Consider the following 21,434-nt stretch of genomic DNA (forward strand, 5'->3'; position numbering starts at 1 on the left):
CATTGGCGGCGTCCTGCGCCTAATCGCAGGCCATTTCTGGCGACAACGCGGTTCGCGAATGAAACGGGAACAGACCCTAGGCTACGCGGCGAGCGAGTCGCCGCGCAATTCCATCGCGTCATGCCTGCATGTGCCGGCGGAATCCCTCAGGTACGGTACTCGGCGTTGATACGCACGTACTCGTGGGACAAGTCGGTGGTCCAGATGGTCTCGCTGGCGGAGCCGCGGCCCAACTCGATGCGGATCTGGATTTCCTCCTGAGCCATCACCGCCGAGCCCTGCTCCTCGGTATAGCTCGGCGCGCGCCCGCCCTTGCTGGCGATGCACACGTCGCCGAGGAACACGTCGATCTTCGACACGTCGAGTTGCGCCACGCCCGCCCGGCCGACTGCGGCGAGGATGCGGCCCCAGTTGGGGTCGGAGGCGAACAGTGCGGTCTTGATCAGCGGCGAATGGGCCACCGCGTAACCGACGTCCAGGCACTCCTGGTTGGTGGCGCCGCCGTTGACCTGCACAGTGACGAACTTGGTCGCGCCCTCGCCATCACGGACGATAGCCTGGGCCAGCTCCATCGCCACCTCGAAGAGGGCTTGCTTGAGGGTGGCAAAGGCCGCTCCGGTGGGTTGGGTGATCTCGTCCATCGGTGCCTGACCGGTGGCGACCAGCATGCAGCAGTCGTTGGTCGAGGTATCGCCATCGATGGTGATGCGGTTGAAGGACTTGTTCGCCGCATCGCGCAGCAGGTCCTGCAGCACGCCCTGGGCGACCTTGGCGTCGGTGGCGATGTAGCCGAGCATGGTCGCCATGTTCGGCTTGATCATGCCGGCGCCCTTGCTGATGCCGGTGACGGTGACGGTGGTACCGTCGATGTTCACCTGGCGACTGGCGCCCTTGGGCAGGGTGTCGGTGGTCATGATGCCGGTGGCGGCGTCGGCCCAGTTGTTCTCGCCCAGGTTGGCCAGGGCGGCGGGCAGTGCGGCCTCGATCTTCTCGACCGGCAACGGCTCACCGATCACCCCGGTGGAAAACGGCAACACACAGCCCTCGTCCACGCCGGCGAGTGCCGCCAACGCGGCGCAGGTGCGCGTGGCCGCCTGCAGACCGGGCTCGCCGGTGCCGGCGTTGGCGTTGCCGGTATTGGTCAGCAGGTAACGCACCGCGCCCCCGAGCACGCGCTTCTTGGAGAGGATCACCGGCGCTGCGCAGAACGCGTTGAGGGTGAACACGCCGGCCACGGTGGAGCCTTCGGCGCAGCGCATCACCACCACGTCCTTGCGGCCGGGTCGCTTGATACCGGCCGAGGCGATGCCCAGCTCGAAACCGGGAACGGGATGCAGGGTGGAAAGGGGCGGCAGACCGACGGCCATGGGGTTCTCCTCGAGAGCGGATCGCTCCGGCGATCCGGGTTGATCAGGAAAAACGCCGCGAGCGGCAGGACCGGTCGCGGCGTCGTTTACGGGGCTCAGCGCTTACTGAATCTGCCCGTGACAGTGCTTGTACTTCTTGCCGGAGCCACAGGGGCACGGCTCGTTGCGACCGATCTTCTGCTCGGCGCGGGCCGGAGCCTGGGCCACGGCGATGTCGTCATCCACCGCGGCCACCTCGGGCGACTCATCGACATCCAGGCCCGGCGCCTGGTCATGCTGGAACTGCATGCGCTTGGCCATTTCCTCGGCCTCGCGACGCAGGCGCGCCTCTTCCTCGGCCGGGTCCTCGCGGCGCACCTGAACGTGGCTGAGCACGCGGATGGTGTCGCGCTTGATCGACTCGAGCAGTTCCTGGAACAGATTGAACGACTCGCGCTTGTATTCCTGCTTGGGGTTCTTCTGCGCATAGCCGCGCAGGTGAATGCCGTGGCGCAGATGGTCCATGGTGGACAGGTGGTCCTTCCACAGGTCGTCCAGCACGCGCAGCAGGATCTGCTTCTCGAAGGTACGCAGCGCCTCCGCACCGGCCAGCTCTTCCTTCTCCGCGTAGGCGGCCAGCAGGCGCTCGCGAATCTTCTCGCGCAGGGTCTCCTCGTAGAGGTGGTCGTCCTCGTCCAGCCACTGCTGGATGGGCAGGTCCAGGGCAAAATCGCTACGCAGCGCGGCCTCGAGACCGGTGATATCCCACTGCTCGGGCAGCGACTGCGGCGCAATGTGCGCACTGATCGCGGCGGAGAGTGCCTCGTCGCGGAACTCGGCGATGGTTTCGCCGACGTTCTCTGCGGCCAGCAGCGTGTTGCGCATGTGGTAGATCACCTTGCGCTGCTCGTTGGCCACGTCGTCGAATTCCAGCAACTGCTTGCGGATATCGAAGTTGCGACCTTCGACCTTGCGCTGGGCCTTCTCGATGGCGTTGGTGACCATGCGATGCTCGATGGCCTCGCCCGCCTGCATGCCGAGCGCCTTCATGAAGTTCTTCACCCGGTCGGAGGCGAAGATGCGCATCAGGTTGTCTTCCAGCGACAGGTAGAAGCGGCTGGAGCCCGGGTCGCCCTGGCGACCGGCGCGGCCACGCAGCTGGTTATCGATACGCCGCGACTCGTGACGCTCGGAGGCGACCACGTGCAGACCACCCGCTTCGATCACCTGCTGGTGACGCTTCTGCCAGTCGGCCTTGATCTGCGCCACCTGTTCCTCGGTGGGGTTCTCCAGGGCGGCGACTTCCACCTCCCAGTTACCGCCGAGAAGGATGTCGGTGCCACGGCCCGCCATGTTGGTGGCGATGGTCACCGCACCGGGACGCCCCGCCTGGGCGATGATCTCGGCTTCCTTGTCGTGGTACTTGGCGTTGAGCACCTTGTGCTCGATGCCTTCGCGCACCAGCAACTGGCTGACGTATTCGGAGCTCTCGATCGATGCGGTACCCACCAGTACCGGACGGCCCTGGGCCTGGCACTGCTTCACGTCCTCGACGACCGCCGCGTATTTTTCTTCCTGGGTCAGGTAGACCAGGTCGTTGTGGTCCTTGCGCGCCACTTCCTTGTTGGTGGGGATGACCACCACCGACAGACCGTAGATCTGCTGGAACTCGAAGGCCTCGGTGTCGGCGGTGCCGGTCATGCCCGAGAGTTTCTTGTACAGGCGGAAGTAGTTCTGGAAGGTGGTCGACGCCAGGGTCTGGCTTTCCGGCTGGATGGCCACGCCTTCCTTCGCCTCGATCGCCTGATGCAGGCCTTCGGACAGGCGCCGGCCCTGCATGGTGCGCCCGGTGTGCTCGTCGATCAGCACTACCTGCCCGTTCTGCACGATGTACTCGACGTTGCGATGGAACAGCGTGTGCGCACGCAGACCGGCGTAGACGTGGGTCAGCAGGCTCAGGTTGCTCGCCGAATAGAGGCTGTCGCCCTCGCCGAGCAGGCCGGCCTGGGTGAGCATTTCCTCGATGTACTGGTGGCCGGCTTCGTTGAGTTCGACCTGACGGGTCTTCTCGTCGATGCTGTAGTGGCCTTCCTGGGTGACCTCGCCCTCGACTTCCTCGATATGACGCTTCAGGCGCGGAATCAGCAGGTTGATCTGCTGGTACAGCTTGGAGCTGTCCTCGGCCTGACCGGAGATGATCAGCGGAGTGCGCGCCTCGTCGATGAGGATCGAGTCCACTTCGTCGATGACCGCGAAGTTCAGCTCGCGCTGGAACTTGTCGGCCAGGCTGAAGGCCATGTTGTCGCGCAGGTAATCGAAGCCGAACTCGTTGTTGGTACCGTAGGTGATGTCGGAAGCGTAGGCGGCGCGCTTCTCCTCCGGCGGCTGGAACGGCGTGACCACGCCGACGCTCAGGCCGAGGAATTCGTACAGCGGACGCATCCAGTTGGCGTCGCGGCGGGCCAGGTAGTCGTTCACCGTGACCACGTGCACGCCCTTGCCTTCCAGGGCATTGAGATACACCGCGAGGGTACCGACGAGGGTCTTGCCCTCACCGGTGCGCATTTCGGCGATCTTGCCCTCGTGCAGGGTCATGCCGCCGATCAGCTGGACGTCGAAGTGGCGCATGCCCATGACCCGCTTGCCCGCCTCGCGGACCACCGCGAAAGCCTCGGGCAGCAGTTGGTCGAGCGTTTCACCCTTGGCCAGACGGGCCCGGAATTCCTCGGTCTTGGCGCGCAACTGCTCGTCAGAGAGACCCAGCATGCGCTCCTCGAAGGCATTGACGGCCTGGACCGTCTTGAGCATCCGCTTGACCTCACGGTCATTCTTGCTTCCAAGGAGCTTTCTCAACAAAGGCGCAAACATATAGACAGGATCTTCCACACGTAGGGATGGAGGGCGGCCCTTTCTCAGACGCCCGCGCAGCCTCCAGGGGCTGCATGCGAAGCGACCATTCTACTCGGAAACGCCGCCAAGGGGAGCGACCCATATCAGTACGCCAGCGCATGGGGTGGAGACAGGCTTCTGCTAAGATGCGAAGCCTCTCTTCAAGCAGGCAAGCCCGCTTTGAAATACCGTCCCCACGTCGCCCGCGCGCCCGCCGAACTGCTGCGTCAGGTCCGTCCCCTGCGCCACCTGTTCGCCCAGGCGCAGCGCCTGGCGCAATTGCAGGAGTTGCTCGATGCGCAGCTGCAACCGGCCGCGCGCGCGCACTGCAAGGTCGCCAGCTGGCAGGACGGAACCCTGCTGCTGGTGGTCGATGACAGCCATTGGGCAACACGCCTGCGCTATCAGCAGCGCCGCCTGCAGCGGCAGTTACTGACGCAGCCGGCGTTCTTCGGCTTGCAGCGCATTCTCTTCAAGGTCAGGCCGCTGGCGGCCGAACGCCCCATGCCGGAGCCGCCGCGTCCATTGAGCGCACAGGCCTGCCGTGAGCTGGCCGCCGGTGCCGACGGCATCACCGACCCGCGCCTGCGCGCTGCGCTGCAACGCCTGGCGCAGCGCGGCGCGCGGGACTGAGCGCGTCTCAGCGCGGCGCGACGGGTTTACGCGACTTGCCACCCTTGCCCGGTCGTTCGGCATTGCGCCGCGCCTCGGCGGCGGCCTTGGCCTGCTCGCGTTTTTCCCAGGATTTGCCGCCGGCGCCATTGTCCCTGGGCGGCAGCCCGGTGTGCTGCGTGAGGATGCGGCCCTTGGCCGGTGCGCCGGCCTTCTTGCTACCGGCCGGCGTGGAGTTCTTGCGCCGCGCACTCTGGTAGCCCGCATCGCCCTGGGGCTGATGGCTCGGGATCAGTTGCTGTTTGCCGCTGCCGATCAGGTCGCTGCGTCCCATGCGCTGCAGCGCCTCGCGCAGCATCGGCCAGTTCTTCGGATCGTGGTAACGCAGGAAGGCCTTGTGCAGGCGGCGCTGCTGGTCACTCTTGACGATGGTCACGCCATCGGACTTGTAGGTGACCTTGCGTAGCGGGTTCTTGCCCGAGTGATACATCGCCGTGGCGGTGGCCATCGGCGAGGGATAGAACGCCTGCACCTGGTCCGCACGGAAACCGTTGCGCTTGAGCCACAGGGCGAGGTTCATCATGTCCTCGTCGGTGGTGCCCGGATGCGCGGCGATGAAGTAGGGGATCAGGTACTGCTCCTTGCCCGCTTCCTTCGAGTACTTCTCGAACATCTGCTTGAAGCGGTCATAGGTGCCTATGCCCGGCTTCATCATCTTCGACAGCACGCCTTCCTCGGTGTGCTCGGGGGCGATCTTCAGGTAGCCGCCGACGTGATGGGTGACCAGTTCCTTGACGTACTCCGGCGACTCGACGGCGAGGTCGTAACGCAGGCCGGAGGCGATCAGGATCTTCTTCACCCCCGGCAGCTCGCGGGCCTCGCGATAGAGACGGATCAGCGCCGAGTGATCGGTGTTGAGGTTGTCGCAGATGCCGGGGTAGACGCAGGACGGCTTGCGGCAGTGCTTCTCGATCTCCGGGTCCTTGCAGGCGATGCGATACATGTTCGCGGTCGGCCCGCCGAGGTCGGAGATCACCCCGGTGAAACCCGGTACCTTGTCGCGGATTTCCTCGATCTCGCGAATGATCGATTCCTGCGAACGGTTCTGGATGATGCGGCCTTCGTGCTCGGTGATCGAACAGAAGGTGCAGCCGCCGAAGCAGCCACGCATGATGTTCACCGAGAAGCGAATCATCTCGTAGGCCGGAATCTTCGCCTTGCCGTAGACCGGGTGCGGCACGCGGGCGTACGGCAGGCCGAAGACGTAGTCCATCTCGCTGGTCTGCATCGGGATCGGCGGCGGGTTCAGCCAGATGTCCGCCTCGCCGTGACGCTGCACCAGCGCACGGGCGTTACCCGGATTGGTCTCCAGGTGCAGTACACGGTTGGCGTGGGCATACAGCACGGGGTCGTTACGCACCTTCTCGAAGGCCGGCAGGCGGATCACCGTGCGCTCACGGGTCAACCGCGGATGGCTGAGCAACTGCACCACCTGGGGCTCGTCGTCACCCTCCGGCTCGCCACCCTTCTCCTGCTCGATGGCGCAGGCCGCGGTGTCCTGGGTGTTGACGTAGGGGTTGATGATCTTGTCGATCTTGCCCGGTCGATCGATGCGCGTGGAATCGATCTCGAACCAGCCCTCGGGCGTGTTGCGACGGAGGAAGGCAGTGCCACGGATATCGTCGATAGCGCTGATCGTCTCGCCCTGGGCCAGACGCTGGGCGATCTCCACCACGGCGCGCTCGGCGTTGCCGTAGAGCAGGATGTCGGCGGTGGCGTCCATCAGGATCGAGCGCCGCACCTTGTCCTGCCAATAGTCGTAGTGGGCGATGCGCCGCAGTGACGCCTCGATGCCGCCGAGCACCACCGGCACGTGGCTGTAGGCTTCCTTGCAGCGCTGGCTATAGACCAGGCTGGCGCGATCCGGACGCTTGCCGGCGACGCCTTCCGGGGTATAGGCGTCATCGCTGCGAATCTTCTTGTCCGCGGTATAGCGGTTAATCATCGAGTCCATGTTGCCGGCGGCGACACCGAAGAACAGGTTCGGCTCGCCCAGACGCATGAAGTCGTCCTTCGACTGCCAGTCCGGCTGGGCGATGATCCCCACGCGAAAGCCCTGGGCCTCCAGCAGGCGGCCGATGATCGCCATGCCGAACGACGGATGGTCGACGTAGGCATCGCCGGTGACGATGATGACGTCGCAGCTATCCCAGCCGAGCGCGTCCATCTCTTCCCGGCTCATCGGCAGGAAGGGCGCGGGACCGAAGCATTCGGCCCAGTATTTGGGGTAGTCGTAGAGCGGCTTGGCGGCGTGCATTGTCGGCAATCGGGTGGGTTCTCGAGGGGCGCGGATCATAGCACAAAAAATAGACAAAACCCGACAAGCAGGGTAGGACGTGCGCCCTCCTCGCCGGGTCGTCGCGAGACCTGGGCTCAGTCGTCGTCGTCGAACTGATAGGTGCCCGGCGCAAGGTTCTCGAAGCGCGTGTACTTGCCCAGGAAGGCCAGGCGGCAGGTGCCGATGGGACCATTACGCTGCTTGCCGATGATGATCTCGGCAACGCCCTTGTACTCGGTCTCCGGGTGATAGACCTCGTCGCGGTAGACGAACATGATGATGTCCGCATCCTGCTCGATAGCGCCGGATTCACGCAGGTCGGAGTTCACCGGACGCTTGTTGGGGCGCTGCTCCAGGGAGCGGTTGAGCTGCGACAGTGCCACCACCGGGCAGCCGAACTCCTTGGCCAGCGCCTTGAGCGAGCGGGATATCTCGGAAATCTCGTTGGTGCGGTTGTCGCCGGAGGACCCCGGGATGCGCATCAGCTGCAGGTAGTCGACCATGATCAGGGCGATCTCGCCATGCTCGCGCGCCAGACGTCGGGCACGCGCGCGCATCTCGGTGGGGCTGATGCCGGCGGTGTCGTCGATGAACAGCTTGCGCTCGTTGAGCAGGTTGACCGCGCTGGTCAGGCGCGGCCAGTCGTCATCGTCGAGCTTGCCCGAACGCACCTTGGTCTGGTCGATGCGACCCAGCGAGGAGAGCATACGCATGACGATCGAGTCCGACGGCATCTCCAGGGAGAACACCAGCACCACCTTGTCGCTGCGCAGCACCGCGTTCTCTACCAGGTTCATGGCGAAGGTGGTCTTACCCATCGACGGACGCCCGGCGACGATCACCAGGTCCGCCGGCTGCAGACCGCTGGTCATGCCGTCGAGATCGGTGAAGCCGGTGGAAATGCCGGTCAGCCCCTCGTTGGTGTTGAACAGGGTGTCGATGCGGTCGATGGTCTTGACCAGGATATCGTTGATCCCGACCGGGCCACCGGCCTTGGGCCGTGCCTCGGCGATCTGGAAAATCTGCCGCTCGGCTTCGTCGAGCACCTCCTCGGCGCTCTTGCCCTCGGGGGTGTAGGCCATGTCGGCGATATCGTTGCTGATACCGATCAATTGGCGCAGCGTGGCGCGCTCGCGAACGATCTGCGCATAGGCCTTGATGTTCGCGACCGACGGCGTGTTCTTCGCCAGTTCGCCGAGATAGGCCAGGCCGCCGACCTGCGCCAATTGCCCTTCGTTATCGAGCAGCTCGGACAACGTCACCACGTCGAACGGCTGGTTGCGCTCGGCCAGCTTGAAGATGGCACGGAAGATCAGACGGTGGTCGTGACGGTAGAAGTCGCCGTCGGAAACACCGTCGGAAACCCGCTCCCAGGCGTTGTTGTCGAGCATCAGACCGCCCAGCACCGCCTGCTCGGCCTCGATGGAGTGCGGCGGCACCTTGAGGGCGGCGGTTTCGAGGTCGTATTGCTGGGGGACGCTGATGTCGTTCATGGCGCGGGAGTGGACTTCCTGAAATTAAAACGGGCACGTTCCCGTGAGGGAGACGTGCCCGATTGTTCGCGGAGCCGCACCTCAGTGCAAGTCCGCTCGACGGCCAGAATCAGCCGGCGATGACCACCAGCTTGACCGAGGCTTCGACGTCGGTGTGCAGATGCACAGCAACTTCGTATTCGCCGGTCTGGCGGATGGTGCCGTTCGGCAGGCGCACTTCGGCCTTGGCCACTTCCACGCCGGAGGCGGTCAGGGCGTCAGCGATGTCGGCGGTGCCGATGGAACCGAACAGTTTGCCTTCATCGCCAGCGACGGCGGTGATGGTGACTTCCAGTTCGTTCAGCTGGGCAGCGCGAGCTTCGGCGGTAGCCTTCTTCTCGGCGGCAGCGGCTTCCAGTTCAGCGCGACGGGCTTCGAAAGCCGCGACGTTCGCTTCGGTGGCAGCGGTAGCCTTGCCCTTGGGCAGCAGGAAGTTACGAGCGTAACCGCCCTTGATATTTACTTTGTCGCCCAGGTTGCCCAGGTTGGCGATCTTTTCCAGCAGGATGACTTCCATTTGAGTCTTACCTCTCGAATTTAACCTTCACCGTTCGTAGGACCGGCATCATCGTTGCGCGCCAGGCGCCCACGAAAATCAAACAGGCTGTCGACGATGGCCAGGACCATCAGCAACGGGTAGATCAACTGCATGAACAGCACCAGCGTCACGTACAGGCCCACCAGCCAGAAACGCCCAAGACGCCCCGCGCTGACCAGACCGTGCACCAGGGCCATCCCGGCAAACACCAGCGGCACACTGCACAGCGGCACGAGCGCGGTCATCTGCACGCCGAGCATCGGTGCCAACACCATCAACCCGACCAGTCCCGCAGCTTGCAGCGGCGTCAGCCGCAGCGCGCGAAACTCCCGACCGAAACCGCCCGGGTTGTACAGCGCCGCCTGCCAGTAGCGTCCCAACAAGAGACACAACAGGCTCAGCACCTGCATCAGTGCCGCCATCAGGCCAGTCAGCAGCGGCACCAACAGCGCCTGCATGCTTGCCTGCCCCTCATCCGGCAGTTGCGCGTAGTTCTCACCGAACATCTGCGGCATCAGCTTGCCCAGCTCACCGGCGAGGGCGGCAATCGCCTCCCCGAACACGGCGTGCAGGAGCAATGCATAGACGCCACCGAGCAGCACACTGGCCAGCAAGGTTCGCGACCAGGAAACGCTGCTACGCAGCACCAGCGCCAGGGCCAGGGCCCCGCACAACACCATCAGCGTGCGCGGTTCGCCGAAGTACCACCAGACCAGCGCCGGCAACAGTGCCCAGGCGAGGATCCCCATTGCATCGGAGAGCCCTCGGCGCAGCAGCACCAGGCTACCGCCAGCGGCACTGAGCCAGAACAGGAACGGCACCAGTGCGGAGCCAGCGACGACCCAGGAGGCCTGACGACGGCCACGCATGATGTACTCAGCCAGTGCGCGCATGCACTCTATCTACCCATCAACCTCGTCGACGCCCGGAATCAACGACCGTGGCCGTCGGTGTAGGGCAGCAGCGCCAGGTAACGCGCGCGCTTGATGGCAGTGGCCAGCTGACGCTGATACTTGGCTTTGGTCCCGGTGATGCGGCTGGGAACGATCTTGCCGGTCTCGGAGACGTAGGCTTTCAGGGTGTTGAGATCCTTGAAGTCGATCTCTTTGACGCCCTCAGCGGTGAAACGGCAGAACTTGCGACGGCGGAAGAAACGTGCCATGTGATAGCTCCTCGATTACTCGTCAGCGGTGACGGCGGAACGGCTTTCGCCTTCGGCGCCTTCGGCGTCAGGACGCTCACGACGCTCACGGCGCTCGCTGCGGTTCTCTTCGGCTTTCAGCATCTCGGACTGACCGGTGATGGCTTCGTCGCGACGGATGACCAGGTTACGGATCACGGCGTCGTTGTAGCGGAAGTTGTCTTCCAGCTCGGCCAGTGCCTTGCCGCTGCACTCGACGTTCAGCAGAACGTAGTGAGCCTTGTGCACGTTGTTGATGGCATAGGCCAGTTGACGGCGGCCCCAGTCTTCCAGGCGGTGAATCTTGCCGCCGTCTTCCTCGATGAGCTTGGTGTAGCGCTCAACCATGCCGCCAACCTGCTCGCTCTGGTCCGGGTGGACCAGGAAGATGATTTCGTAATGACGCATCAAGTGCTCCTTACGGGTGATAGCCTGCCGCAGTTGCGATCAGGCAAGGAGTGAATATCTCGTTATGGCTTGTCATGGCCGCACGTAGACCTGCCGCCACGACAAGGGCGGGCATTCTAGAGAAAGCCCGGTTTCCGCGCAAGCCGCAGCGGCTGCCGCCGGGCGGCTCGACAGGGAGATCAGCCCGTGCGTTGCGCCCGGCATTCGCCGCACAGCTGTTCGAGCAGCTCGCGGACCTGCCCAACGTCGTACGGCTTGAGCAACAGACGGGCGTCGGGAATGCCTTCCTGGCGAACGTCCACGGGGTAACCCGAGGCGATCACCACCCGCGGAGCGTCTTCCCTGGCGAGCACCTGCCGGGCGAGCTCGATGCCGGACATGCCCTCCAGGCCGACGTCGGTGAGCAGCACGTCGAAAGACCGCTCGACCAACTGCGCCAACGCCTCCTCGGCACTGACGCACGCCTGCACGCGATGGCCGAACTCCTCGATGACCTCGCACGTGAGCAGACGCAGTGTGTCATCGTCTTCGACGAACAGGACGGAAACGCCCTGCTCGCCGGCAGTCGCCAGGCCCTGTGCCTGCTGCTGGATGGTTTCCCTTCGCGGCGCCGCGGCCAGGGCACGGCGCACACGCTCGGCCAGGGCCTCAGGCGAATAAGGTTTGTTCAAAAGGTCGACGCCGGGGTCCAATCGCCCACCATGCACCACGACGTTCTCCGGATATCCGGAGGTATAGAGCACCGCCACCTCGGGCATCAGCTGGCGCGCCTGACGCGCCAGCTCGATGCATGACACCGAACCCGGCATCACCACGTCACTGAACAGCAGGTCGATGCGCTCGCCGGCATGCAGCAATTTCAGCGCCGCATCGGCATCCGCCGCCTGCAGCACGCGGTAGCCCAGCTCGCTCAACTGCCCGACCACCGTCGCACGCACGCCCGCCTCGTCCTCGACCACCAGGATGCACTCCTCACCGCCCGGCACCGTCGCGACTTCCGGCACCTCCGGTTCCGGCAGCAGACTCTGCTGCTCGCCGATACCACGGGGCAGATAAAGCGTGACGCAGGTCCCCACACCCTCCTCACTTTCCAGGGTGACGTGACCGCCACTCTGCTTGGCGAAGCCATAGACCATGCTCAAGCCCAGGCCCGTGCCACGCCCGGAGCGCCGGGTGGAGAAGAACGGTTCGAAGGCACGCTCGCGCACCTCACGACTCATCCCCGGGCCTTCGTCGAGGATCCGCAACTCCACGTAGTCGCCCGCCTGGACGTCGGCCTGACGGGTACTGTAGGCCTCGTCCAGGTGCGCATTACGCGCCTCGAGACGAAACCCGCCCTGCCCCTCCATCGCCTCGCCGGCGTTGAGCGCCAGGTTGAGCAGGACGTTCTCAAGATTGTGCGGATCGGCATACACCGGCCACACGCCATCTTCGAGTTGCCACTCCAGACGCACGGCCTCGCCCAGCGAACGTTGCAGCAACGGCTGCATCCGCGCGAACAGTTCTTCCAACTGCAGGGTCTGCGGCGAAAGCGGCTGGCGGCGGGCGAACGACAATAGCTGCGAAGCCAGCCGACCGCCCCGCTCGACGCCCCCAACGGCGGATTCCAGTCGACGCAGCGATAGCGCGTCCTCGCGCAGAGCGCGACGCAAGAGCTGCAGGTTGCCGCCGATGATCTGCAGCACATTGTTCAAATCGTGGGCAATGCCGCCGGTGAGCTGGCCGACCGCTTCGAGCTTGCGCGCCTGCAACAGCGCCTCCTCGGCCTGCCGGCGCTCAGCCTCGCTGCGCGCCAGCGCGAGGGTGCGCTCCTCCACCTCGCGCTCCAGACGCATGCGGTATTCGAGCAGGCGATCCTCGACACGTTTCTGCTGGGTAACCTCGTGACCCTGCACCAAAATCCCGCTGACAGTGCCGTCGTCCTCGCAGATCGGCTGGTAGACGAAGTCGAGGAACATCTCCTCCAACGGCACGCCCGGCTCGCGCTGCAACAGCACACGCTGCTGGCGTGCAATGAACGGCTGGCAACGAGCGCGGACCTCGTCGAGCCGCTCCAGCAGCCCCTGACCGGCGAGCTCGGGCAACGCCTCGGCCACCGACAGACCGATCAGCGGGCGCTCGCCCACCAGTTGCTGATAAGCCTCGTTCACCAGCTCGAAACGGTGCTCCGGCCCTTCGACGATGGCGAAGAAGCCCGGCGCCGACTCGAACAGGCGACGCAGGCGCAGGCGCTCGGCGAGCAGCCCTCGGGCATCGCTGAGCAACTCATTGGGATCCCGACGGCGCGCCACGTCCGCCACGGCGGGCGTGCGCAACTCGGAAATGTCCATGACATGCTGAAGCAGATGCTGCGGACTGCCGTCAGGGCCGGGGAGCGGCGTGTGGGTTACGCTCCAGCAACGGGCATGGAAGCGACCGTCAGGCCCACGCAAGGCATATTCGACCTCCGCCAGGCGCTGCACCTCGCCCGTCGCCAGCGCTTGCCGTTGGGACGCCATCACGCGCTCCATCTCGACCGGATAGGCGCCCTGGGGATCGAGTGGAAAAGCTTCGTCGACCGGTTTCCCGATCAGTTCTTCGCGCGTGCGGCCGGTGAGCGCCAGGTACGCGGCGCTGGCGTCGACCACTTGCAGGTGGCGGTCGAGCAACAAGTAGGCATTCGGCGAACACCGAAACAATGCCCGGAAATCAACGGGTTCCATCTGCGACCTCGGTTGCATATGGCACGTGAAGGCGTGCCACTCCCTCGCGGGGATGGACCCGGGGCCCTCAGCAAGGTTCCCCGGATCCGACCATCACCCCGCCTGGCGTTGGCGAACCGCCTCGAACAGGCAGATGCCGGTGGCCACGGAGACGTTGAGGCTACTCACGCTGCCAGCCATCGGCAGTTTGACCAGATAGTCGCAATGCTCGCGGGTCAGGCGCCGCATACCACGCCCCTCCGCCCCCATCACGACCACGCTGGGACCACGCATATCCACCTGGTAGAGAGTCTGTTCGGCCTCACCGGCGGTACCGACCGTCCACAGGCCACGCTGACGCAACTTCTCCAGCGTACGCGCGAGGTTGGTCACTGCCACCAGTGGAATGACCTCCGCCGCGCCACAGGCCACCTTGCGCACCGTGGCGTTGAGCGTCGCCGACTTGTCCTTCGGCACGATCACCGCCAACGCGCCGGCGGCATCCGCCGAGCGCAGGCAGGCACCGAGATTGTGCGGATCGGTGACACCGTCGAGCACCAGCAGCAGCGGCGGCCCCTCGCACCGCTCGAGCAGTTCGTCGAGCATGTTCTCGCCCCACACCTGGCTCGGGCTGACCTCGGCAACCACACCCTGGTGGACACCCTCGGCCCACTCGTCGAGCACCTTGCGCTCCTGGCTCTCGACCGGAATGCGCGCCTGTCGGGCGCGCTCCACCAGCTCGGCCAGACGCGCCTCCTGGCGCCCCTCGGCCAGCCACAGGCGCTTGACCCGTCGCGGATGGTGCTGCAACAACGCCGCTACGGCGTGAACACCGTAGACCTTCTCCAGATCGCTCATTTATCGCCCTTGTTCTTGCGCTTGGGCGCCGCGGACTTCGACTTGCCGTCAGTCTTCTTCGTGGAAGGCTTCTTGCTGGTCTTCTTCTCCACCTCGGCGGAGCGGGCGTCATCGAGCAGTTGGCGCTTGAGCGCACGGCTCTTGCTGCGCTGTTCCTCGGGCGCCGCTTCCACGGCCTCGGGCAGCGCCTGCACCTTGCCCGCGACACGCGGCTTGAGCAGCGCAGGCGTCTCGCCCTTACGCCGCGCCGGGGCGCCGGACTCCGCCGGCGTATCCGCCTTGCGCTTGCGTACCGCGCCCTTTTCGCCTGCGTGACGCTGCAACAGCGCCGGCTTCTCCACCTCGGTCACGCGACGTACCCGCTTGCTGTCGGGCACCTCGACCTCGGGCTTCTCGGCAGCCGCCTTGCGCCCACGGGAGCGGGTTTTCTTTGGCGCTTCCGCGACGTCCGGCAGCACGACCGGCGCGGCATCGCCCTTGCGCTTGCCGCGGCCCTTGGCGACACGCTCGGCCTTGCGCTCGGTAACGCCCTGCACCGCTTCGCTGGCCATCTCGAAGTCGATCTTGCGCTCGTCCAGGTCGACCCGAGCGACCAGCACCTGCACGCTGTCGCCAAGACGGAAGCTGCGACCACTACGCTCGCCAGCCAGGCGGTGCTGCACCGGGTCGAAGTGATAGTAGTCGGCGGGCAGCGCCGTTACGTGCACCAGCCCATCGACGAAGATATCCACCAACTCGACGAAGATGCCGAAGCCGGTGACCGCGGTGATCACCCCCGGGAAGGTTTCGCCGACGCGTTCGAGCATGTACTCGCACTTGAGCCAGTTGACCACGTCACGAGTCGCCTCGTCGGCCCGCCGCTCGGTCATCGAACACTCTTCACCGAGCTGCTCCAGACGCGCTTCATCGTATGGATAGATGCGCGCCTTGGGCATGCTCGCGGCGCCGGCACGACGTACGTGCTCGGTCTGCCGCTTGGAGCGGATCACACTGCGGATCGCGCGATGGATCAGCAGGTCCGGGTAGCGCCGGATCGGCGAGGTGAAGTGCGTGTAGGCCTCGTAGTTGAGACCGAAGTGGCCGACGTTGTCCGGGCTGTACACGGCCTGGCTCAGCGAACGCAACATCACCGTCTGGATCAGCGAAAAGTCCGGGCGCTCGCGGATCTTCTCCAACAAGGCCAGGTAGTCCTTGGGCGTCGGATCGGCCTTGCCGCGACTGAGCGACAGCCCCATCTCGGCGAGGAAGCCACGCAGCTTCTCCAGCTTCTCCGGGGTCGGCCCTTCATGGATACGGTACAGGCCGGGCAGCTCGTGATCCTGCAGGAAGCGTGCAGTGGCGACGTTGGCGCAGAGCATGCACTCCTCGATCAACCGGTGCGCCTCGTTGCGCTGGGTCGGGCGGATCTCGGCGATCTTGCGATCGGCACCGAAGACGATGCGCGTATCCTGGGTATCGAAATCGATGGCGCCGCGCGCGTGGCGGGCACCGAGCAACACCTTGTACAGCTTATATAGCTGCTCCAGGTGCGGCACCACGGCGGGAATCTGCCGACGCAGATCCTCGGCCTCGGCGCTTTCGGGGGTTTCCAGCAGCCGGCTGACCTTGTTGTAGGTGAGCCGTGCGTGGGAGTGGATGACTGCCTCGTAGAACACGTAGTCGCTCATCCGCCCGCTGCGGGTGATGTCCATTTCGCAGACCATCGCCAGCCGGTCGACCTGCGGATTGAGCGAGCACAACCCGTTGGAGAGCACTTCCGGCAGCATCGGTACGACACGTTCGGGAAAGTACACCGAGTTGCCGCGGGTGGCGGCCTCTTCGTCCAGCGCCGAACCGACCTTCACATAATGAGAGACATCGGCGATGGCCACGTAGAGCTTCCAACCGCCGCCTTTCTTGGCCTCGGCGAACACCGCGTCGTCGAAGTCGCGGGCATCCTCGCCGTCGATGGTGACGAAGGGCACCTCGCGCAGGTCGATGCGCTTCTCCTTGTCACGCTCGGCCACTTCGGGCTTGAGCTTGGCTGCTTCCTTCTGCACCGCCTCGGGCCATTCGTGGGGAATGGCGTAGCTGCGCAGCGCGACTTCGATCTCCATGCCCGGCGCCATGTACTCGCCAAGCACCTCGACGACCTCGCCCTGGGCCTGACGGAACGCCGTCGGCCACTGGGTAATGCGCACCTGGACGAATTGTCCATGCCGGGCCTCGCCCTGCTTGCCCGGCGGCACCAGCACTTCCTGCTGGATCTTCGGATTGTCGGCCATCACCGCGGCGATGCCGCTCTCGTCGAAATAGCGACCGACGAGGATTTCGTGGGCCCGCGCGACCACCTCGACGACGGCGCCCTCGCGCCGACCACGGCGGTCGGTGCCGGAAACCCGCGCCAATGCGCGGTCGCCATCGAAGACCAGGCGCATCTGCGCCGGCGAAAGGAACAGATCGTCGCTGCCGTCGTCCGGCACCAGGAAGCCGAAGCCGTCGCGGTGGCCGGAGACACGTCCGCGGATCAGATCGAGCTTGTCCACCGGCGCATAGGCGCCACGGCGGGTATAGATGAGCTGCCCGTCGCGCTCCATCGCGCGCAGGCGACGGCGCAGGGCCTCGACATCTTCCTCGCTGGACAGCCCGAACTCTTCGAGCAGTTGTTCACGCGTGGCCGGAGCGCCGCGCTCGTCGAGCCGCTGCAGGATGAGCTCGCGGCTAGGGATGGGGTTTTCGTATTTGTCCGCCTCGCGGGCGGCCTCGGGATCGAGGGATTGCCAATCGGCTGTCAAGAGAGATTCACCTGTACATTCGTTAACGCTCAGCCTCTATTGAAGCGCGAATCGCGCTGCATCGGGAGCTTTTCAACGTGGGAATATTTTTACCGGTCAGGGCTTTACAAGGCAAAACCGCCTCCGTATAGTTCGCGCCCACAGCGTCGAACGGACGTTGTATCACGGAATCGACGACTTATCATCGAATCCGGGCCCAGGTGGCGGAATTGGTAGACGCACTAGGTTCAGGTCCTAGCGGTGGCAACACCGTGGAAGTTCGAGTCTTCTCCTGGGCACCATTACCAACGTTTCGACGGCTCTGCCGCGCGGAATGGTAAACGAGGCGGGTCGGCCTCGCGATCATCGATCGACGACACGACCAGCGCGGCGCACATCGTCGCATGCCCAGGTGGCGGAATTGGTAGACGCACTAGGTTCAGGTCCTAGCGATGGCAACATCGTGGAAGTTCGAGTCTTCTCCTGGGCACCATTTCCGAAAACGAAACCGAGCCAAGCGCTCGGTTTCGTTTTTTTTCGTCCGCTGAAATCACGGCGATCCGCGCCTCAGGCGCGGAATTGCCCCAGGCTGCCGCGCAGCTGCCCGGCCAGCCCCTCGAGCACCTCGCCGTTGCGCGCCGTCGCAGCCACGGCCTCGGCGGCACGCTGCGCCTCGGAATGGATCACCTCCACACGCCGACGCACCACGGCAGCACTCTCCGCCTGTTGCCGGGCCGCGTGTGCGGCAGCCTCGATGGCCGCGTACACATCGCCCACCGAGGCATGGATGGCACCCTGCAGGCGACGACTGTCCTGCAGTGCGGAGAGACCGCTATCGGCCTGCTTGGCCGCCTCACCGATCACCGTCACCGCTTCGCGCGCACCCTGCTGAAGGGCAACGATGTGCGCCTGGATATCACCGGTGGACTGCTGCGTCTTGCTCGCCAGCGCGCGCACCTCGTCGGCAACCACCGCAAAGCCACGGCCGGTCTCCCCGGCGCGTGCCGCTTCGATCGCCGCATTCAAGGCCAGCAGGTTGGTCTGCTCGGCGATGCCATGGATCACGGTCAGCACCACTTCGATCTGCTCGCTCTGCGCCGCCAGCCGCTCGATCACCGCCGAGCCAGCCTCGACCCGCGAAACCAGTGCCTCGATGGATGAAGCGACCCGCTCGGCGATCGCCGCGTTGTCTTCGGCCGCCTGGCGAATTTCCTCGACGCGCTGCTGCGCCCGCTGCATCGTCTGGCTCTCTTCGTCGGCCTGGCTGGCCATGCCCTGCAACTCGACCAGGCTGCCGGCGACCTCGTCGCGTTGCCGCCCGGTCGCCGCGCTGGCCGCACTGGCACGCTCACCGAGTGCAGAGATCTCCTGCCCGGTGCGCGCCGCGACCTCGCCCGCCTCGCGCACGATGGGCTGCAGCTTGGCGACGAAACGGTTCACCGCATCGGCCATCTCCCCGACCTCATCGCGACTGTCGAGGGACACCCGCCGAGTCAGGTCGCCCTCGCCCGCCGCCAACTCGTCCAGCGCCCCGATCAACAGACGCAGCCGGCTGACCACCCGGCGCCCCAACACCAGCGCGAGCACCAGCAACACCACCAGCCCGATCAACGCCAATCCGAGCACGATGCGCATGCGCAATGTGCCGGCAGCAGTTTCGATGGAGCTCCGCGCCGCACTGTCCATGTTCGCCGCAGCGCTTTCCGCGCGCTGCAGGCGTGCAGCCAGCGCCGCTGCGGTTTCACTGGCAGCGCCGGACAGACTCTGCGAAACCAGTTCGCCACTGCTCGCCTGCAGCGCGGCGAAACGCTCGTCCAGCGCCTTGAGTTCAGCCTCGATTCCCGCCGTGGATACGCCCAGGCGCACCTTGCCGATCTCTACCCCGTTAGGGCTGATGGAGGCGTCGACCAGGTACACGGACGGATCGCTCTCGGCAACCTTGAGCACCGAGTCCAGGCCACGACCGCCGTCACCCTTGGCCAGCAATGCCTGGATCAACGGGTTCTGCCGGTTCAGGTAACGGGTGAGGTGATTGCCTTCGGCGTCATCGTAGACGACGAAGATCATGTTCGGATTGCGTTGCGCGCGCCGGGCGAACTCGGAAAGGGCGGGCGTATCGTTATCCCACATCGCCCGCGGCGCGACGGCGGCAAGCAGTTGCGCCAGGTCATCGGCGGACTGCTTGAGGCTACTTTCCAGCGTCTGCCGCAACTGCACCCGCTCCTGCTGCAGACGCTCGGAAAGTGCATCACCCAGGCCCTTACGCGTCGTCTCGGACAGCCTTTGCAGGCTTGCGGAAACCTCTTCCGCCGCCTGCCCCAGATCGCCCGAAAGACGCTGCGCATCCCCACCCAGGCGCTGCGAAACATCTTCGACCAGTCCATCGACAGTGCTTCGAGTCAGCCAGATGGCAACCAGCACCTGTACCGAAAGGGCAATGCCCAACGTCACGAAGACCGGCCGCAGCAGACGACTATGCAACAACGACAGGATGGCGGACACGTTGACACACTCCTCGTAATGTTCTGCTTTTTACGGCACATCGAGATTTATCTGAAGCCCGAAGCGCCGCCTATCCAGCTACGAGCAAAGTGCGTACCGCAACGGGGTCCATACTGGCATTTCTTCGTCTAGCCTTGGCTAAAGCCCGCCAGGAATCCCTGGCGAGGGCATGGCAGCCCTACATCCGGTAAGGAGCAAACCTTGAAGACACTCCTGGCGTCCGTCATCCGTGCACTGGGTTTGCGCACACTCAACGCGCAATTCCTGTTTTCCTACGCATTGATGTTCGTACTCGCGATCATCGGCTCCGTTGCCCTTTTTCGAAGTCTTGCAGTGACTCCGACGACCATCGACGTCGCCGGATCCCAACGCATGCTCAGCCAGCGCATGACCAAAGAGGCGCTGCTGGTAAGTGCCGGCGCGCTTTCCCGTGAGCAGATGGAACAGACGATCGCGCAGTTCGAGAAAAATCACGACGACCTGCTAGCGGGCAATGCCGAGCGCGGAATAAGCAAGATGGACGCCCCCGCCATCACTCTGAAGATGCGAGAGGTTGGCGAGCTCTGGCAGCAGTTCAAGGCGCAACTGGAAGGAGTGTCCCCCGGTTCACCCATGGATCTCGCCACTTTGCAGCAACGCTCGGTCGACCTGCTGAAGACCACCAACGAGGCCGTCGGTCTGATGGCGGAAAGCGCAACGCATTTGCAGGCGCTGACCTTGAAAGTCGCCTTCGCCTGCGTACTGGCCATCCTAGTGCTGGTCATCCTGGGGCGGCAGTTCGGCATGCGTCCTCTGATTATCGACCTGACTCGCCTCGAACGCGGCCTGGACCGTATCTCTGCCGGAGACTTCACCACGCGCCTGAAGGTGGAGTATTCGGACAACGAGTTCGGACGAATCGCGTTGTCGCTCAACCACATGTGCGAGCGACTGAGCCAATTGATCGCCCAAGCCAAGCAAACCGCACGGCAGGTCGACGGGACCATGGGCGACGCGCTCGAGTTGCTGGATGAGTCGCAGAATAACGTCGCCCGACAACACCAGGAGCTGGAGCTGGTCGCCACAGCGATGAACGAGATGGCCGCTACGGTGGGCGAGGTAGCCAGTCACGCCAACCAGGCAGCCGATGCTGCCGGCAATGCCAACAACGAGGCAAAGAACGGATTTCGTGCGACCAATGACAGTGCCCGCCTACTGGAAGCACTCAGCGATGGGCTGCAAAACAGCAGCACGCGCATGCAGGCACTCGAGCAAGACACCCAAGCGGTAGGCAGCGTGCTCTCGGTCATCACCGGCATTGCCGAACAAACCAACCTTCTGGCACTCAACGCTGCCATCGAGGCCGCTCGCGCCGGAGAAGCCGGACGCGGATTCGCCGTCGTCGCGGACGAAGTTCGCAGCCTGGCCAGCCGAACCCAACAGTCGACCGGAGAAATCCGCAATATCATCGAGCGCCTGCAACTTGCCGCCCTAGAGGCCATGCAGGCCATGCAGGAGAGCGCCAGGCAGGCACACGGCAATCTCGGTCAGATCCAGCAGGCCATCCAGGTGCTGGGCCAAATGACCACAGCCGTCGAGCACATCAGCGACATCAACCTGCAGATTGCCTCGGCGGCGGAAGAGCAGAGCCAGGTATCCGTGGACATCGACCAGCGGATCAGCAATCTTTCACAACTCGCGGGATCGACCCACGAATCCACAACCCGCGTCGGCGAACGCAGCCAAGAGGTGCGCAAGGGCATGCGTGAACTGCTCGATCAACTCGGCCAGTTCACCACCTGAGCACCGAGCAACGAA

Annotated in this window: 13 protein-coding genes, 2 tRNA genes and 3 pseudogenes; 5 read left to right on the top strand and 13 right to left on the bottom strand. The window is 64.7% G+C overall.

The features are described 5' to 3' along the window. Positions 1-146 precede the first annotated feature (146 nt). Together argJ and secA are read right to left on the bottom strand one after the other, a co-directional pair. Positions 147-1,367, bottom strand: coding sequence for a bifunctional glutamate N-acetyltransferase/amino-acid acetyltransferase ArgJ (argJ, locus tag ACYRGX_RS21140; RefSeq protein WP_473054384.1), 1,221 nt, complete (start codon positions 1,365-1,367; stop codon positions 147-149). A gap of 102 nt (positions 1,368-1,469) precedes the next feature. Then, positions 1,470-4,214 (bottom strand): preprotein translocase subunit SecA, encoded by a 2,745-nt coding sequence (gene secA, locus ACYRGX_RS21145; RefSeq protein ID WP_473054385.1) that lies wholly within the window; start codon positions 4,212-4,214, stop codon positions 1,470-1,472. A gap of 201 nt (positions 4,215-4,415) precedes the next feature. Here secA and ACYRGX_RS21150 point away from each other — a divergent pair, with 201 nt between their 5' ends. After that, complete coding sequence (locus ACYRGX_RS21150; protein WP_473054386.1) at positions 4,416-4,868, top strand: DciA family protein; 453 nt, start codon at positions 4,416-4,418, stop codon at positions 4,866-4,868. Positions 4,869-4,875: 7 nt separating this feature from the next. On the opposite strand, the gene ACYRGX_RS21155 is transcribed toward ACYRGX_RS21150, so the two are convergent. The 9 genes from ACYRGX_RS21155 to rnr form a co-directional block, all read right to left on the bottom strand. Then, positions 4,876-7,164, bottom strand: a complete 2,289-nt coding sequence (locus ACYRGX_RS21155; protein WP_473054387.1) for a YgiQ family radical SAM protein — start codon at positions 7,162-7,164, stop codon at positions 4,876-4,878. 116 nt (positions 7,165-7,280) lie between these two features. Continuing rightward, positions 7,281-8,678, bottom strand: a complete 1,398-nt coding sequence (gene dnaB / locus ACYRGX_RS21160) for a replicative DNA helicase (RefSeq protein ID WP_473054388.1) — start codon at positions 8,676-8,678, stop codon at positions 7,281-7,283. Positions 8,679-8,787: 109 nt separating this feature from the next. Then, positions 8,788-9,234, bottom strand: coding sequence for a 50S ribosomal protein L9 (gene rplI / locus ACYRGX_RS21165; RefSeq protein ID WP_473054389.1), 447 nt, complete (start codon positions 9,232-9,234; stop codon positions 8,788-8,790). A 20-nt stretch (positions 9,235-9,254) separates the two neighbouring features. Then, positions 9,255-10,148 carry a hypothetical protein gene (locus ACYRGX_RS21170; protein ID WP_473054390.1) on the bottom strand — a complete coding sequence of 298 codons (894 nt, stop codon included), beginning with the start codon at positions 10,146-10,148 and terminating at the stop codon, positions 9,255-9,257. Positions 10,149-10,186: 38 nt separating this feature from the next. Next, complete coding sequence (rpsR, locus tag ACYRGX_RS21175) at positions 10,187-10,417, bottom strand: 30S ribosomal protein S18 (RefSeq protein ID WP_473054391.1); 231 nt, start codon at positions 10,415-10,417, stop codon at positions 10,187-10,189. Positions 10,418-10,432: 15 nt separating this feature from the next. Then, the gene (gene rpsF / locus ACYRGX_RS21180; RefSeq protein ID WP_473054392.1) at positions 10,433-10,843 is read right to left on the bottom strand and encodes a 30S ribosomal protein S6; all 411 of its coding nucleotides are present in this window, start codon (positions 10,841-10,843) and stop codon (positions 10,433-10,435) included. Positions 10,844-11,022: 179 nt separating this feature from the next. Further along, entirely contained in the window at positions 11,023-13,545 is a 2,523-nt protein-coding gene (locus ACYRGX_RS21185; RefSeq protein ID WP_473054393.1) for a response regulator, read from the bottom strand. A 93-nt stretch (positions 13,546-13,638) separates the two neighbouring features. Further along, positions 13,639-14,382 (bottom strand): 23S rRNA (guanosine(2251)-2'-O)-methyltransferase RlmB, encoded by a 744-nt coding sequence (gene rlmB / locus ACYRGX_RS21190; RefSeq protein WP_473054394.1) that lies wholly within the window; start codon positions 14,380-14,382, stop codon positions 13,639-13,641. Beyond that, a complete protein-coding gene (gene rnr / locus ACYRGX_RS21195; RefSeq protein WP_473054395.1) occupies positions 14,379-17,156 on the bottom strand; it encodes a ribonuclease R in 2,778 nt (925 codons plus the stop codon). The genes rlmB and rnr overlap by 4 nt, the downstream gene beginning before the upstream one ends. Before the next feature lie 194 nt (positions 17,157-17,350). Here rnr and ACYRGX_RS21200 point away from each other — a divergent pair. Together ACYRGX_RS21200 and ACYRGX_RS21205 are read left to right on the top strand one after the other, a co-directional pair. Further along, positions 17,351-17,437: transfer RNA gene (locus ACYRGX_RS21200), tRNA-Leu, on the top strand. A gap of 104 nt (positions 17,438-17,541) precedes the next feature. After that, positions 17,542-17,628, top strand: a tRNA-Leu gene (locus ACYRGX_RS21205). A gap of 74 nt (positions 17,629-17,702) precedes the next feature. On the opposite strand, the gene ACYRGX_RS21210 is transcribed toward ACYRGX_RS21205, so the two are convergent. Both ACYRGX_RS21210 and ACYRGX_RS21215 read right to left on the bottom strand, forming a co-directional pair. Further along, entirely contained in the window at positions 17,703-18,587 is an 885-nt protein-coding gene (locus ACYRGX_RS21210; protein WP_473056750.1) for a methyl-accepting chemotaxis protein, read from the bottom strand. Then, a pseudogene (locus ACYRGX_RS21215) lies at positions 18,561-19,265 on the bottom strand (HAMP domain-containing protein); the annotation flags it as partial. The gene ACYRGX_RS21210 and the pseudogene ACYRGX_RS21215, both read right to left, overlap by 27 nt. Positions 19,266-19,919: 654 nt before the next feature. Between ACYRGX_RS21215 and ACYRGX_RS21220 the strand changes: the two are divergent. Continuing rightward, a pseudogene (locus ACYRGX_RS21220) lies at positions 19,920-20,561 on the top strand (type IV pili methyl-accepting chemotaxis transducer N-terminal domain-containing protein); the annotation flags it as partial. Between the two features lie 342 nt (positions 20,562-20,903). After that, positions 20,904-21,419 (top strand): annotated as a pseudogene (locus tag ACYRGX_RS21225) (methyl-accepting chemotaxis protein); the annotation flags it as partial. Between the last annotated feature and the right edge of the window lie 15 nt (positions 21,420-21,434).

The sequence above is a fragment of the Pseudomonas sp. R4-15 genome, from assembly GCF_055768815.1.

Excerpts from the sequence above, each read along its gene's own strand:
- rlmB (WP_473054394.1), bottom strand. The coding sequence starts at position 14,382 with ATGAGCGATCTGGAGAAGGTCTACGGTGTTCACGCCGTAGCGGCGTTG.
- rplI (WP_473054389.1), bottom strand. The coding sequence starts at position 9,234 with ATGGAAGTCATCCTGCTGGAAAAGATCGCCAACCTGGGCAACCTGGGC.
- dnaB (WP_473054388.1), bottom strand. The coding sequence starts at position 8,678 with ATGAACGACATCAGCGTCCCCCAGCAATACGACCTCGAAACCGCCGCC.
- ACYRGX_RS21170 (WP_473054390.1), bottom strand. The coding sequence starts at position 10,148 with ATGCGCGCACTGGCTGAGTACATCATGCGTGGCCGTCGTCAGGCCTCC.
- rpsR (WP_473054391.1), bottom strand. The coding sequence starts at position 10,417 with ATGGCACGTTTCTTCCGCCGTCGCAAGTTCTGCCGTTTCACCGCTGAG.
- ACYRGX_RS21155 (WP_473054387.1), bottom strand. The coding sequence starts at position 7,164 with ATGCACGCCGCCAAGCCGCTCTACGACTACCCCAAATACTGGGCCGAA.
- ACYRGX_RS21210 (WP_473056750.1), bottom strand. The coding sequence starts at position 18,587 with ATGGCCGATGCGGTGAACCGTTTCGTCGCCAAGCTGCAGCCCATCGTG.
- rpsF (WP_473054392.1), bottom strand. The coding sequence starts at position 10,843 with ATGCGTCATTACGAAATCATCTTCCTGGTCCACCCGGACCAGAGCGAG.
- argJ (WP_473054384.1), bottom strand. The coding sequence starts at position 1,367 with ATGGCCGTCGGTCTGCCGCCCCTTTCCACCCTGCATCCCGTTCCCGGT.
- ACYRGX_RS21185 (WP_473054393.1), bottom strand. The coding sequence starts at position 13,545 with ATGGAACCCGTTGATTTCCGGGCATTGTTTCGGTGTTCGCCGAATGCC.
- secA (WP_473054385.1), bottom strand. The coding sequence starts at position 4,214 with ATGTTTGCGCCTTTGTTGAGAAAGCTCCTTGGAAGCAAGAATGACCGT.